The organism is Pseudomonas petrae, from assembly GCF_021728295.1.
Classification (GTDB): domain Bacteria; phylum Pseudomonadota; class Gammaproteobacteria; order Pseudomonadales; family Pseudomonadaceae; genus Aquipseudomonas; species Aquipseudomonas petrae.
The window spans coordinates 123966-136974 of record NZ_JAKJXE010000012.1; the positions used below are offsets into that span (position 1 = coordinate 123966).

The 13009-nt window shown below is 61.0% G+C and carries 12 protein-coding genes; 6 read left to right on the forward strand and 6 right to left on the reverse strand.

Annotated features, from left to right (window positions below):
- The first annotated feature begins 15 nt into the window (after positions 1-15).
- Complete coding sequence (lnt, locus tag L4G42_RS20325) at positions 16-1536, forward strand: apolipoprotein N-acyltransferase (protein ID WP_237254953.1); 1521 nt, start codon at positions 16-18, stop codon at positions 1534-1536.
- Between the two features lie 914 nt (positions 1537-2450).
- Here the strand turns inward: lnt and L4G42_RS20330 are convergent.
- The 3 genes from L4G42_RS20330 to L4G42_RS20340 form a co-directional block, all read right to left on the reverse strand.
- Entirely contained in the window at positions 2451-2927 is a 477-nt protein-coding gene (locus L4G42_RS20330; RefSeq protein WP_237254952.1) for an REP-associated tyrosine transposase, read from the reverse strand.
- Between the two features lie 435 nt (positions 2928-3362).
- Positions 3363-4124 carry a YdcF family protein gene (locus L4G42_RS20335; RefSeq protein ID WP_237259841.1) on the reverse strand — a complete coding sequence of 254 codons (762 nt, stop codon included), beginning with the start codon at positions 4122-4124 and terminating at the stop codon, positions 3363-3365.
- An 85-nt stretch (positions 4125-4209) separates the two neighbouring features.
- Entirely contained in the window at positions 4210-4581 is a 372-nt protein-coding gene (locus tag L4G42_RS20340; protein ID WP_237259840.1) for a hypothetical protein, read from the reverse strand.
- Between the two features lie 300 nt (positions 4582-4881).
- Between L4G42_RS20340 and leuS the strand changes: the two genes are divergently transcribed.
- From leuS to L4G42_RS20365, 5 genes are all read left to right on the forward strand, one after another.
- Positions 4882-7488: a leucine--tRNA ligase gene (gene leuS, locus L4G42_RS20345; RefSeq protein ID WP_237259839.1), complete on the forward strand. Its 2607-nt coding sequence runs from the start codon at positions 4882-4884 to the stop codon at positions 7486-7488.
- 85 nt (positions 7489-7573) lie between these two features.
- On the forward strand, positions 7574-8179 hold the full coding sequence (locus L4G42_RS20350) for an LPS-assembly lipoprotein LptE (protein ID WP_237254877.1): 606 nt from the start codon (positions 7574-7576) through the stop codon (positions 8177-8179).
- A 42-nt stretch (positions 8180-8221) separates the two neighbouring features.
- Positions 8222-9259, forward strand: coding sequence for a DNA polymerase III subunit delta (gene holA / locus L4G42_RS20355; RefSeq protein WP_237259838.1), 1038 nt, complete (start codon positions 8222-8224; stop codon positions 9257-9259).
- A gap of 95 nt (positions 9260-9354) precedes the next feature.
- Complete coding sequence (gene arfA / locus L4G42_RS20360) at positions 9355-9513, forward strand: alternative ribosome rescue factor ArfA (protein WP_237259837.1); 159 nt, start codon at positions 9355-9357, stop codon at positions 9511-9513.
- Positions 9514-9599: 86 nt separating this feature from the next.
- Positions 9600-10937 carry a lytic murein transglycosylase gene (locus L4G42_RS20365; protein ID WP_237259836.1) on the forward strand — a complete coding sequence of 446 codons (1338 nt, stop codon included), beginning with the start codon at positions 9600-9602 and terminating at the stop codon, positions 10935-10937.
- 85 nt (positions 10938-11022) lie between these two features.
- Here the strand turns inward: L4G42_RS20365 and lipA are convergent, their stop codons facing one another.
- Genes lipA through L4G42_RS20380 form a run of 3 tightly spaced genes read right to left on the reverse strand, consistent with a single transcriptional unit; the run spans position 11023 to position 13008 of the window.
- A complete protein-coding gene (lipA, locus tag L4G42_RS20370; RefSeq protein WP_237254875.1) occupies positions 11023-12084 on the reverse strand; it encodes a lipoyl synthase in 1062 nt (353 codons plus the stop codon).
- A 1-nt stretch (position 12085) separates the two neighbouring features.
- Positions 12086-12733 (reverse strand): lipoyl(octanoyl) transferase LipB, encoded by a 648-nt coding sequence (gene lipB / locus L4G42_RS20375; RefSeq protein ID WP_237259835.1) that lies wholly within the window; start codon positions 12731-12733, stop codon positions 12086-12088.
- The gene (locus L4G42_RS20380; RefSeq protein ID WP_122536890.1) at positions 12733-13008 is read right to left on the reverse strand and encodes a DUF493 domain-containing protein; all 276 of its coding nucleotides are present in this window, start codon (positions 13006-13008) and stop codon (positions 12733-12735) included. Before L4G42_RS20380 ends, lipB begins: the two co-directional genes overlap by 1 nt.
- Position 13009 lies beyond the last annotated feature (1 nt).

Below are 13009 nucleotides of genomic sequence, written 5' to 3' on the forward strand. Positions count from 1 at the left end.
TTTTAAGGAATGTAAATGCGTTGGATCACCCGCCCCGGCTGGCCCGGTAACCTGCTGGCCATGGTGGCCGGCGCGTTGATTACCCTGGCCCTGGCACCGTTCGATATCTGGCCGCTGGCGATTGTGGCGCTGGTGGTTTTCTATCTCGGCCTGCGCGATCTCACGCCGCGTCAGGCTCTCTGGCGCGGCTGGTCCTACGGGTTTGGCCTGTTCGGCGGCGGCACCAGCTGGATTTACGTCAGCATCCACACTTATGGCGAGGCGCCGGTGTGGCTGGCGGCATTCCTGATGGTGCTGTTCTGCGCGGCGGTGGCGTTTTTCTTCGCCCTGCCGGCTTGGATCTGGGCGCGCTGGATCCGTCGCAACGAAGCCCCGCTGGCCGACTCACTGGCCTTTGCCGCCTTGTGGTTCGGCCAGGAGATGTTTCGCGGCTGGTTCCTCACCGGCTTCCCCTGGCTCTATTCCGGCTACAGCCAATTGGACGGCCCCCTTAAAGGGCTCGCGCCACTGGGCGGCATGTGGCTGATCTCCTTTGTGCTCGCGCTAAGTGCTGCGTTGCTGTGCAATCTGCCCCGTTTACGGACGCGCGCGCCGAAGTTGGCGGCTGGCATTGTGTTGCTGCTGGCGCCGTGGGTTGCCGGGCTGGCGCTGAAAAATCACGCCTGGACCGAGCCTGCCGGTAAGCCGCTGAGCGTCGCGGCCATGCAGGGCAACGTCGAGCAGAGCATGAAGTGGGACCCAGCGGCGCTCAACGCGCAACTCGCGCTGTACCGGGACATGACTTTCACCTCGAAAAAAGCGGACCTGATCATCTGGCCGGAAACGGCGGTGCCGGTGCTCAAGGAGTCGGTTGAAGGTTACCTGTCGGTGATGGGCAAGTTTGCTGCCGAGCGCGATTCGGCGCTGATCACCGGTGTGCCGCTGCGTGAAAAAGGCACCCATGGTGAATACCGTTACTACAACGCCATTACCGTGACGGGCGAAGGCGACGGCACTTACCTGAAGCAGAAGCTGGTGCCGTTTGGTGAGTACGTGCCGTTGCAGGACCTGCTGCGTGGGCTGATTACATTCTTTAACCTGCCGATGTCCGATTTCGCGCGCGGGCCGTCCGGGCAAGCGCTGTTGCAGGCGAAGGGTTATGAGATTGCGCCGTTCATTTGTTATGAAGTGGTGTATCCGGAATTCGCCGCCGGGCTCGCCGCGCAAAGCGATTTGCTGCTGACGGTCAGCAATGACACGTGGTTCGGCACCTCGATCGGCCCGCTGCAGCATTTGCAGATGGCGCAGATGCGCGCGCTGGAAGCCGGGCGCTGGATGATCCGCGCCACCAACAACGGCGTCAGCGCGCTGATCGACCCGTTTGGCGAAATCACCACCACCGTGCCGCAATTCGAGCGCGCCGTGATGTACGGCGAAGTCACCCCGATGCAAAACCTCACGCCGTATCTGCACTGGCGCTCATGGCCGTTGATCGTGCTGTCGCTGCTACTGATCGGCTGGGCGTTCTTTGCGGGCAGGATGGCGAAGGCGGTGTGATAGCGGGACCACAGCCGGTCTCGCTGACTGCGGACGATCCGACAATTGGGCCGCACCAGCCTGACTGAATGTATGCAGTCTATTAGTGGGACCGGCTTCAGCCGGGAAGAGGCCCGCATGAACACCGTCAAATATGCGGTGTGACACCCGACGCCTTCCCGGCTAAAGCCGGTCCCACAATAAATCGCAGCCAGTCCCGCTGACTTAGTAAGGTCCCACCATTGGGCAGCACCAGCCTGACTAAATGCACACGGTCTATTAGTGGGACCGGCTTCAGCCGGGAAGAGGCCCGCATGAACACCGTCAAATATGCGGTGTGACACCCGACGCCTTCCCGGCTAAAGCCGGTCCCACAATAAATCACAGCCAGTCCCGCTGACTTAGTAAGGTCCCACCATTGGGCAGCACCAGCCTGACTAAATGCATGCGGTCTAGTTAGTGGGACCGGCTTCAGCCGGGAAGAGGCCCGCATGAACACCGTCAAATATGCGGTGTGACACCCGACACCTTCCCGGCTAAAGCCGGTCCCACAATAAATCGCAGCCAGTCCCGCTGACTTAGTAAGGTCCCACCATTGAGCAGCACCAGCCTGACTGAATGCATGCGGTCTAGTTAGTGGGACCGGCTTCAGCCGGGAAGAGGCCACTTTGCACACCATCAGATTTGCGGCGTGACACCTGACGCCTTCCCGGCTAAAGCCGGTCCCACAATAAATCGCAGCCAGTCCCGCTGACTTAGTAAGGTCCCACCATTGAGCAGCACCAGCCTGACTGAATGCATGCGGTCTAGTTAGTGGGACCGGCTTCAGCCGGGAAGAGGCCACTTTGCACACCATCAGATTTGCGGCGTGACACCTGACGCCTTCCCGGCTAAAGCCGGTCCCACTAAGAGCACTCGGTGTGTCAGTGGGACAGCTAAAGGCAATCCCACTCAAGCATCCATTCGCAGTCCCACAGTGGATAGTCCCCCCGGTGCATCACTAGCCCTGCCCGGATTGGGTTGTTAATGACATAGCGAGCCATTTCAACGAGGTCCTCATCGGCCCTGACCCCGTGATCGTGATAACCCTTCTGCCATGTCATTTTTTTTGCGCCATGTGCCTTGTTCACTGCGAAAGCGGTTCTGCCCTTCAGCGCTTGCATGAGCGCAGGCAGTGATCCTGACTTGAGTTCAAACAGCCAATGCAGATGATCAGGCATAAGCACCCAGGCGAATGAGTGCACAACGCCTGAGTCGTGCAAACGTTTCATTTCCTGAACCACCAGGCGGCCTATCTGAGCATCACCGAACAGAGGGGCGCGATCCTTCACCACAGAGGTTACGAGATAGACGTTTCCCTGTTGGGAATATCGACCGATACGCAAAGACCGTTCATGTTTGCTTCCATACATTTCGCCGCTCTCCCTCGTTGTGAAGGCGAACAGTAAAAGCAGTGAACCGTTTTACATACAGCGAGTGGGTATCGGGAGATTTCTGGTAGATGATACGTCCCCGGGAAAAGGCCAGTTTGCGCACCATCAGATTTGCAGTGTGAAACCTGACGCCTTCCCGGCTGAAGCCGGTCCCACAATTAGGCCACAGCCAGCTCCGCTGACTGCACGCGCTCCCATAATTGGGCCGCGCCGGTCTCACTGACTGCATGCGTCTGTTAGTGGGACCGGCTTCAGCCGGGAAGAGGGCGGTGGGAGCACCCTCAATCTGCGGTTTGACACCTGACGCCTTCCCGGCTGAAGCCGGTCCCACAATTAGGCCACAGCCAGCTCCGCTGACTGCACGCGCCCCCGCAATTAGGACTCACCGGTCCGAACAAGCGCCTGCTGCTCAGGTCATCGGTAAAACAACCGATACCCCACCAACCCCGCCGCTTCGTTGATCAATTGACCGCTCTGCCACACGGCCCTCGCCTCAGGCGTCCAGCCTCCGAACGGGCGGGCGTTGTCCACGCTCAGGAATCCCACAGGCGCCGAAACCACACTGAATCCGGCCTTCTCGAAACTCCACACCGAACGCGGCATGTGCCAGGCTTGGGTTACCACGACCACACGCTTGATGCCCTGCGGCAATAAAATCGCAGCCGTCATGTTGGCGTTTTCCCAGGTCGTGCGGCTTTCCCCTTCCTGCCAACGGACATTCACGCCAAAGTCGTCACGCAGGGAGTCGGCCATGATCGCCGCCTCACTCGGCGGCTCGCCGTAATGCAGCCCGCCCGTGGTGAGGATCGGCAAACCGGACGCCTTGGACAAACGCGCGGCATACCTCATGCGCTCCAGCGCAACGCCCGTGGGGATGTCAGTGCCCCAGCTCGGGTCGTTGCGCTCGCGGCCCGACCCCAGAATCACGATCGCGTCCGCATGCTGGGCCAGTGTTGACCACTCGTTCTGCGGCAGCGGCGGAATGCGCTCGATGCCCTTCGCCGACCACTCCACCACAATGGGCAAACTCATCGCTGTCATCCCGCCAACGCCCAGCAGGAACAGCACCCGCGCCAACACCGGCCGGCGATTTCTCAACCACCAGGCCAGCACTAACAACAGCAGGAAAAGGCCCGGAGGCAGCAGCAGGTTTTTGATGAAATAACGAAAGGGCATCGGGCATCTCCAAAGATGCCCGAAGCCTAGAAGCAATGACGCTAAGCAGCAATGCTCGATTGGCCGGGGTTAGCCCCCGCAGAAGTTAACGCTTGAAATGTTTGGTGGAACTGTAGCGACTCAACTTTGCCGACACCTTGGCTCGGCGCTGATCCTTGAGCCAGATGACATTGGCTTGAGGATGCGGCGCTCGCATCGACTCGGAAGGCTCCCGTGAGGTGCTGGAACTTCCCCTCGTGACGATCGGAGAATCTTCTCTGGAAACGACTTCGGTTCTGCCCAGATAAGCCTCGATCAACTGAAACTCGGCGTGACTCAATCCACGCAACTCAAGCTCGGCGGGGGATTCGTTTCGAAGCCGCACCGCTGTTTTTGCTGTGTCCAGAGCCAGGCCGAGACGATCGATCAAACGGTCATACACATCAGGTTGCTCTACTTCATGCTGCAGCTCTGCCATCCGCTCACCTCACTGAAGATAAACACTTACCCCCGTCAATGAGCTTAGCGCCACTGCAAAAACCGGCGCGATGCCGCGACCAACGGCGGATGCCGCAGATGCCGAGTCTTGAGCACGCAATCAGGGTTTCCCTCGGCTTGGTAGCCTCATGTATGCTACGTCGCTTCCTGTAAATCCACTTCCGCCCAACCGGGCATGGATGCATCGCAATGCGGACGGCCTCGTCTGGCATGCGAAGGCTTCCTGATCCGGTCACGCCGAGAAGCGGTCAAGGGTCACTCATTTCAGCCAAAAGTAGCCATGCACGAACTCTACCAGCCCCGCGAAATCGAAGCCGCCGCCCAGACCTTTTGGGACGAGCAAAAGTCTTTTGAAGTCAGTGAACAGCCAGGCAAGGACACCTTCTACTGCCTGTCGATGTTCCCTTACCCCAGCGGCAAGCTACACATGGGTCACGTGCGCAACTACACCATCGGCGACGTGATCGCCCGCTATCAGCGCATGCAAGGCAAAAACGTGCTGCAGCCGATGGGCTGGGATGCGTTCGGCATGCCGGCGGAAAACGCCGCGATGAAGAACAACGTCGCCCCCGCCAAGTGGACCTACGAAAACATCGCCTACATGAAGAACCAGCTCAAGAGCCTGGGTCTGGCGATCGACTGGTCCCGCGAGATCACCACCTGCAAACCCGATTACTACCGCTGGGAACAATGGCTGTTCACTCGCCTGTTCGAAAAAGGCGTGATCTACCGCAAGAACGGCACCGTGAACTGGGACCCGGTCGACCAGACCGTCCTGGCCAACGAACAAGTCATCGACGGGCGCGGCTGGCGTTCGGGCGCGGTGATCGAAAAACGCGAAATCCCGATGTACTACTTCAAGATCACTGCTTACGCGGATGAGCTGCTGGAGAGCCTCGACGAGTTGCCGGGCTGGCCAGAACAGGTCAAGACCATGCAGCGCAACTGGATCGGCAAATCCCGTGGCATGGAAGTCCAGTTCCCGTACGACCAGGCGTCCATCGGCGAAGCCGGCACCCTGAAAGTCTTCACCACCCGCCCCGACACCCTGATGGGCGCAACTTATGTGGCCGTTGCCGCCGAGCACCCGCTGGCGACCCTGGCTGCGCAGAATAATCCCGAGCTGCAAGCGTTCATTAACGAATGCAAAAGCGGCAGCGTTGCCGAAGCCGACGTCGCCACCCAAGAAAAGAAAGGCCTGCCGACCTCGCTGTTCGTCGAGCACCCGCTGACCGGCGAGAAGCTGCCGGTGTGGGTCGCCAACTACGTGCTGATGCATTACGGCGACGGCGCGGTCATGGCCGTTCCTGCCCACGACGAACGTGATTTCGAGTTCGCGACCAAGTACAGCCTGCCGATCAAGCCGGTGGTGCGCACCAGCGCGGGCGACGAAACGCCTGCGCCCTGGCAGGACGCATACGGCGAACACGGTCAGCTGATCAACTCCGGCGAGTTCGACGGGCTGGACTTCGCGGGTGCTTTCGATGCCATCGAAGCTGCGCTGCTCAAGAAAGAACTTGGCAAGTCACGTACCCAGTTCCGCCTGCGCGACTGGGGCATCAGCCGTCAGCGCTACTGGGGCTGCCCGATCCCGATCATTCACTGCGACACGTGCGGCGACGTGCCTGTCCCGGAAGATCAACTGCCGGTCAAGTTGCCTGAAAACGTGGTACCGGATGGCGCGGGCTCACCGCTGGCGCGCATGCCCGAGTTCTACGAGTGCAGCTGCCCGACCTGCGGCGCGCCGGCCAAGCGCGAAACCGACACCATGGACACCTTCGTCGAGTCGTCGTGGTATTTCGCCCGCTACGCCTCGCCTCATTACGAAGGCGGCATGGTCGACCCGAAGGCCGCGAATCACTGGCTGCCGGTTGATCAGTACATCGGCGGTATCGAACACGCGATTCTGCACCTGCTGTACGCGCGCTTCTTCCACAAGCTGATGCGCGACGAAGGCCTGGTCAGCTCCAACGAGCCGTTCAAGAATCTGTTGACCCAGGGCATGGTCGTGGCCGAGACGTTCTATCGTCTGGAAGCCAACGGCAGCAAGACCTGGTTCAACCCGGCTGACGTCGAGTTCGAACGCGACAGCAAGGCCAAGATCATCGGCGCCAGACTGATTGCCGATGGCCAGCCGGTTGAAATCGGCGGCATCGAAAAGATGGCGAAATCCAAGAACAACGGCGTCGATCCTCAGTCGATGATCGACCAGTACGGCGCAGACACCTGCCGCCTGTTCATGATGTTCGCCTCCCCGCCTGACATGAGCCTGGAATGGTCTGACTCCGGCGTGGAAGGTTCGCACCGCTTCCTCAAGCGCGTCTGGCGTCTGGCTCAGGCTCACGTGACGGCGGGCGCTGCAAGCGCACTCGACAAAACCGCGCTGAGCGACGACCAGAAGGCTATTCGCCGCTCGATTCACCTGGCCATCAAGCAGGCCGGTCAGGACGTTGGGCAGCATCACAAATTCAATACCGCCATCGCGCAAGTGATGACGCTGATGAACGTGCTGGAAAAGGCACCGCAGGTTTCGGCTCAGGACCGCGCGCTGTTGCAGGAAGGTGTGGAGACTGTCGCGCTGCTGCTGGCGCCGATCACCCCGCACATCAGCCACGAGCTGTGGGCTGCGCTGGGCCACTCCGGTCCGATCATCGACGCCGGCTGGCCTGTGGTCGATGACTCGGCACTGGTGCAGGACACGTTGCAGCTGGTGATTCAGGTCAACGGCAAGCTGCGTGGCCATATCGAGATGCCGGCCAGCGCCACCCGCGAGGAAGTCGAGGCTGCCGCACGGATCAACGAAAACGTCCTGCGCTTCATCGACGGCCTGACGATCCGCAAAGTGATCGTGGTGCCGGGCAAACTGGTTAACATCGTCGCCAGCTGACGCAATCGGGCGCGTGCCAGCAGGCGCCGCATACATTTCAAGAACCCGGGATGCCGGGTTCTAACGGATTCAAGGGAGCAACAAGATGATCAAACGCAATCTGCTGGTAATGGGACTCGCGGTTCTGCTGAGCGCCTGCGGTTTCCAGCTGCGCGGCACCGGCACCAACGCCCTGTCGATCAAGGAACTGGACGTGAGCGCGCGCGACGCTTACGGCGACGTCGTCACCCAGCTGCGTCAGACCCTGACCAGCAGTGGCGTGCACGTCTACACCGGCGCTCAGTACAAGCTGTTTATCGCCCGTGAAGACGAGACCCAGCGCACGGCGAGCTACGCCGGTTCCGGCCGTTCCGCCGAATACGAGCTGACCACCGTACTGAAATACGAAATCCACGGCAGCAAAGATGTTCTGCTGATCGATGACTCCGTTCAGTCGCAGAAGGTGTTTGTCCATGACGGCAACAACCTGATCGGCTCTGACCAGGAAGCCGATCAGATCCGTAAGGAAATGCGCACTGACCTCGTGCAGAAAGTGCTGGCCCGTCTGCAGCAACTGACACCTCAGCGCCTTGACGAGCTGCAAGCCAAAGCCGACGCCGCTGCCCGCGCCCAGGCTGACGCCGAAGCCGCTGCTCAGCGCATTCGCGACGAGACGCCACAACAGTCGCCTATCGAAATCCCGTCCAAGTGACGGCATCGGGGCCGGTTCGCCGGCCCTGATCTTTTCTGACCCATGAAACTCGCCCCCGCCCAGCTTTCCAAACACCTGCAAGGCACGCTTGCGCCCGTCTACATCGTCAGCGGCGATGACCCGCTGCAGTGTCAGGAGGCGTGCGACGCCATCCGTGCGGCTGCACGCCAGCAAGGCTATGACGAACGCCAGGTGTTCAGTGCCGATTCAAGCTTCGACTGGGGCACCCTGCTTCAGGCGGGCGCGAGCATGTCGCTGTTCGCCGAGCGCCGGCTGCTGGAGTTGCGCCTGCCGTCCGGTAAACCCGGCGACAAGGGCGCCGCCGCGCTGCTTGAATACTGCGGCCGTCCCGCCGAAGACACGCTGCTGCTGATCAGCCTGCCCAAGCTCGACGGCTCGGCGCAGAAAACCAAATGGGGCAAGGCGCTGGTTGAAGAGCCACAAACCCAGTTCGTGCAGATCTGGCCGGTGGATGCCAGCCAGTTGCCTCAATGGATTCGTCAGCGCCTGTCACAGGCCGGCCTCGCAGCAACGCCGGACGCCATCGAACTGATCGCCGCGCGGGTGGAAGGCAACTTGCTGGCCGCTGCGCAGGAAATCGAAAAGCTCAAGCTGATGGCCGACGAAGGCCAGATCACGGTGGAGACCGTGCAGGCTGCGGTGGCCGACAGCGCGCGCTTCGACGTCTTTGGCCTGACCGACGCAATCCTCAATGGCGAAGCGGCCCATGCACTGCGAATGCTCGAAGGCCTGCGCGGCGAAGGCGTTGAGCCTCCGGTCATTCTCTGGGCGCTGTCCCGCGAGCTGCGTGTGCTGGCCAATCTGGCGTTGCAGTTCAGTCAGGGCATCCCGCTGGACAAAGCTTTCAGCCAGGCGCGCCCGCCCATCTGGGACAAGCGCAAACCGCTGATGAGCAAAGCCCTGCAACGCCACTCTGCGCGACGCTGGGGCCAGCTGTTGATGGACGCCCAACACATCGACGCGCAGATCAAAGGCCAGGCGCAGGGATCGGTCTGGAGCAGCCTGAGTCGACTGACGCTGCTGATGGCGGGGCAACGGCTGGCGTTGCCGGCGGAATAATCTGTAACGTTTCGATAGCTCAGGTTAATTGGACAGCGGCGCCTAACTGGCAGAATATCCCCGCTGCTGCGCCCCACCACTTGAGCGAGAACGCCATGAGCAAAGCCAAAAAGCGGCCGAACAAGGCCAAATCCATCATCGCCCAGCCACTGTTCCGCAGCCGTCAGGAACAACCCGGCAAAGGCAAAGGCAGCTACCGCCGCGAAGCCTTCCAGTCTAAAAGCTGGGAGGCTTCTTCCGTTATGGCGGGTTGAAAACTTCACGTTACTGACTGACGCCCCACCAACAGGGCCGGCATGTTAAGGTCTGCACCTTCCGGTTTAGCCCTGTGGACCCCAGAATGCCCCCAAGCTTTCCCCGTCGCTGGCACCTTCGCCAGTTGATCGCCGCCTCCAGCCTCTTCGCGCTGGTCGCCTGTGCCGAGCAGCCTACCGCTGCCGTTGCCACCCCTCTCCAGTCCGCGCCCGCAGCGCAAGTTGTCAAGAACCTGCCCACTCCTTCAGGCGCCGTTGCGCAACCTGACGACGGCAACTTTGAAATCCAGCCTGCGATGAGCTTCAGCGAGTGGCAGAGCCAGTTTCGCGCTCTGGCGCTGAATGCGGGTGTGCGCCCGGAGGTGTTCGATAACGCGTTTGCCGGCGTCACGCCGGACATGAGCGTGGTCAAGGCCGATCGCAGCCAGCCGGAATTCAGCCGCCCTGTGTGGGAATACCTCGATGGCGCCATGTCGGCCGTGCGCGTGCGCAAGGGTCAGGCCCTTTTGAATGAATACGCCGACGCGCTGAGCGCCATCGAGCAGCGTTATGGCGTCGATCGCCAGGCACTGATCGCCGTGTGGGGCATGGAGAGTAGCTTCGGCCAGTTCCAGGGCACTCAGTCAGTGATTCGCTCACTGGCAACGCTCGCCTATGAAGGCCGCCGTCCGCAGTTTGCCCAGGACCAGCTAATCGCCGCGCTGCAGATCATTCAGCACGGCGATATCGATGCCCCGAGCATGCTGGGCTCGTGGGCCGGCGCCATGGGACAGACGCAGTTCATACCGACGACCTACAACACCCACGCGGTGGATTTCGACGGCGACGGTCGCCGTGATATCTGGAACTCCCCCACCGACGCCCTCGCCTCCACCGCGCATTACCTGCAAAGCTCGGGCTGGCAGAAAGGCCAGCCGTGGGGTTTTGAAGTGCAACTGGCTCAGGGTTTCGACTACGCGCTGGCGGACGCATCAACCCGCAAATCCATTAGCGAATGGCAACAGCTGGGGCTGAAACTGCCGAACGGTTCTGCGCTGCCGGCCAACTTGCTGCAACAGCAGGCAGCCTTGCTGCTGCCCGCAGGCTACAAAGGCCCGGCCTTTCTGGTGATGGACAACTTCCGCGCCATCCTGAAGTACAACAACTCGTCGTCCTATGCGATGGCCATCGGTTTGCTGTCCGAGCGATTCAGTGGCGGCGGTTATGTGCAGGGCAGCTGGCCGCGCGGCGATCGTCCGCTGAGCCGCACCGAGCGTATCGAACTGCAGACGCTGCTATCTGCCCGACAGTACGACGCAGGCGCCCCGGACGGGATCATCGGCGCCAATACGCGTAAAGCGATTCGCAGCGCACAGCAATCCTTTGGCTGGCCGGCGGACGGATATCCGACGCAGGAATTGCTGGAGCAACTGCGCAAGCCGTAACTGCGCAGACCTGAACGAGAGGCAAAAAAACGGGCCGGATATTTCTATCCGGCCCGTTTTGCTTTCTGCATCAACGACGCTGTGATCAACCCGCCGTGAGCAGCGACTTGACCAGCTTGGCTTGCTCGTCCGCGTGGTACGAGGAACGGACCAGCGGGCCGGAGGCGACGTTCTTGAAGCCCATCTTGTAACCTTCTTCGGCGAACCAGTCGAAGACGTCCGGGTGCACGAAGCGCTGCACCGGCAAATGGTTGCGCGACGGTTGCAGGTACTGACCCAGGGTCAGCATGTCGATGTCGTGCTCGCGCATGCGCTGCATGACTTCGATGACTTCTTCGTCGGTCTCGCCCAGCCCCAGCATCAGCCCGGATTTGGTCGGCACGTGGGGGAGCATTTCCTTAAAACGCTTGAGCAAGGTCAGCGACCACTGGTAATCCGAACCCGGGCGCGCGGCCTTGTACAGGCGCGGCACGGTTTCCAGGTTGTGGTTGAAGACGTCTGGTGGCGTCGCGGCGGTGATTTCCAGCGCGATGTCCATGCGGCCACGGTAATCCGGGACCAGAGTTTCCAGCTGCACATTCGGCGACAGCAAGCGGATCTCGCGGATGCAATCGGCAAAATGCTGTGCACCGCCGTCACGCAGGTCGTCACGGTCTACGGAAGTGATCACGACGTACTTGAGTTTCAAGTCAGCGATGGCGACGGCGAGGTTCTTCGGCTCGTCGGTGTCCAGCGCTTTCGGCCGGCCATGGCCGACGTCGCAGAACGGGCAGCGACGGGTGCAGATGTCACCCATGATCATGAAGGTCGCGGTGCCGCCAGAGAAACACTCGCCCAGGTTCGGGCAAGACGCCTCTTCGCACACGCTGTGCAGCTTGTGCTTACGCAGCAGCGCTTTGATGCGGTCGACTTCCGGCGAGACCGGGATGCGCACACGAATCCAGTCCGGCTTCTTCGGCAGATCGACCGTCGGAATGATCTTCACCGGGATGCGCGCGACTTTTTCCGCGCCGCGCAGCTTCACGCCGGCCTCCACTTTCGGACGGGCCACCCGCTCAGGCGTGGCCACGCTCACTGTCGGGATCAGGGTTTGAACGGCATTCTCTGTATTCACGACAGTGTCAGCTGCCTCATACGCAGTAGTCATATCAATCGATTCCGCCCGTTAGGGTCGTCTGCTCAGCGTAGTCGAGGTGGTTGACGAGCTGCGCACGCAGCCGGGCACTAACCTCGGCAAATTCAATCGGACCTGCCTGTTCGCGCAGCTGGGTCATCGCCAGCCCCGCATACCCGCAGGGATTAATCCGTTTAAAAGGGTCCAGATCCATATCGACGTTCAACGCAAGGCCGTGAAACGAACAGCCGTTGCGGATGCGCAGCCCCAGCGAGGCAATCTTGGCGCCGTCGACGTAAACCCCCGGTGCATCAGGCTTGGCTGCGGCGTCTACGCCGTAACTGGCCAGCAGATCGATCAGGCTGCGCTCGATCCGGGTGACCAGCTCGCGAACGCCAAAGCCCAGACGGCGCACGTCCAACAACAAATAAGCGACCAGTTGGCCGGGGCCATGATAAGTCACTTGGCCGCCGCGATCGACCTGCACCACCGGGATATCCCCCGGCAGCAACAAGTGCTCGGGCTTGCCGGACTGGCCCTGGGTGAAGACAGGCGGATGCTGCACAAGCCAGACCTCATCGGCGGTTTCGCGGTCGCGACCGTCGGTGAAGCGTTTCATGGCCTGCCAGGTGGGCTCGTAGTCGGTCAGCCCGAGTTCACGAAAGCCCAGAACCGCGCCCATCACAGCACCATGTGCACGAAGCCGGTGGCCCGCAATTCGCTGTTGATGTCGTATAGCTGATCTTGCCCGGTGGCGATGATGTGCAACTGAACGGTGGTGTATTTACCGTTGCTGCTCTGGCGCTCGGCCAGGGTTTTCATGTCGACGGTGGCGTGCTTCTCGAGAATCTCGATGACTCTGTCTTTGAAGCCCACACCCGTGTCGCCGATGATCTTGATGGGATAGTCGGCGCAGGGAAATTCGATTTTTGGCGCTTTTACTTCGGAATCTGTCATG

Excerpts from the sequence above, each read along its gene's own strand:
- lipB (WP_237259835.1), bottom strand. The coding sequence starts at position 12,733 with ATGGGCGCGGTTCTGGGCTTTCGTGAACTCGGGCTGACCGACTACGAG.
- leuS (WP_237259839.1), top strand. The coding sequence starts at position 4,882 with ATGCACGAACTCTACCAGCCCCGCGAAATCGAAGCCGCCGCCCAGACC.
- lipA (WP_237254875.1), bottom strand. The coding sequence starts at position 12,084 with ATGACTACTGCGTATGAGGCAGCTGACACTGTCGTGAATACAGAGAAT.
- L4G42_RS20335 (WP_237259841.1), bottom strand. The coding sequence starts at position 4,124 with ATGCCCTTTCGTTATTTCATCAAAAACCTGCTGCTGCCTCCGGGCCTT.
- lnt (WP_237254953.1), top strand. The coding sequence starts at position 16 with ATGCGTTGGATCACCCGCCCCGGCTGGCCCGGTAACCTGCTGGCCATG.
- holA (WP_237259838.1), top strand. The coding sequence starts at position 8,222 with ATGAAACTCGCCCCCGCCCAGCTTTCCAAACACCTGCAAGGCACGCTT.
- L4G42_RS20350 (WP_237254877.1), top strand. The coding sequence starts at position 7,574 with ATGATCAAACGCAATCTGCTGGTAATGGGACTCGCGGTTCTGCTGAGC.
- L4G42_RS20330 (WP_237254952.1), bottom strand. The coding sequence starts at position 2,927 with ATGTATGGAAGCAAACATGAACGGTCTTTGCGTATCGGTCGATATTCC.
- L4G42_RS20380 (WP_122536890.1), bottom strand. The coding sequence starts at position 13,008 with ATGACAGATTCCGAAGTAAAAGCGCCAAAAATCGAATTTCCCTGCGCC.
- L4G42_RS20340 (WP_237259840.1), bottom strand. The coding sequence starts at position 4,581 with ATGGCAGAGCTGCAGCATGAAGTAGAGCAACCTGATGTGTATGACCGT.
- L4G42_RS20365 (WP_237259836.1), top strand. The coding sequence starts at position 9,600 with ATGCCCCCAAGCTTTCCCCGTCGCTGGCACCTTCGCCAGTTGATCGCC.
- arfA (WP_237259837.1), top strand. The coding sequence starts at position 9,355 with ATGAGCAAAGCCAAAAAGCGGCCGAACAAGGCCAAATCCATCATCGCC.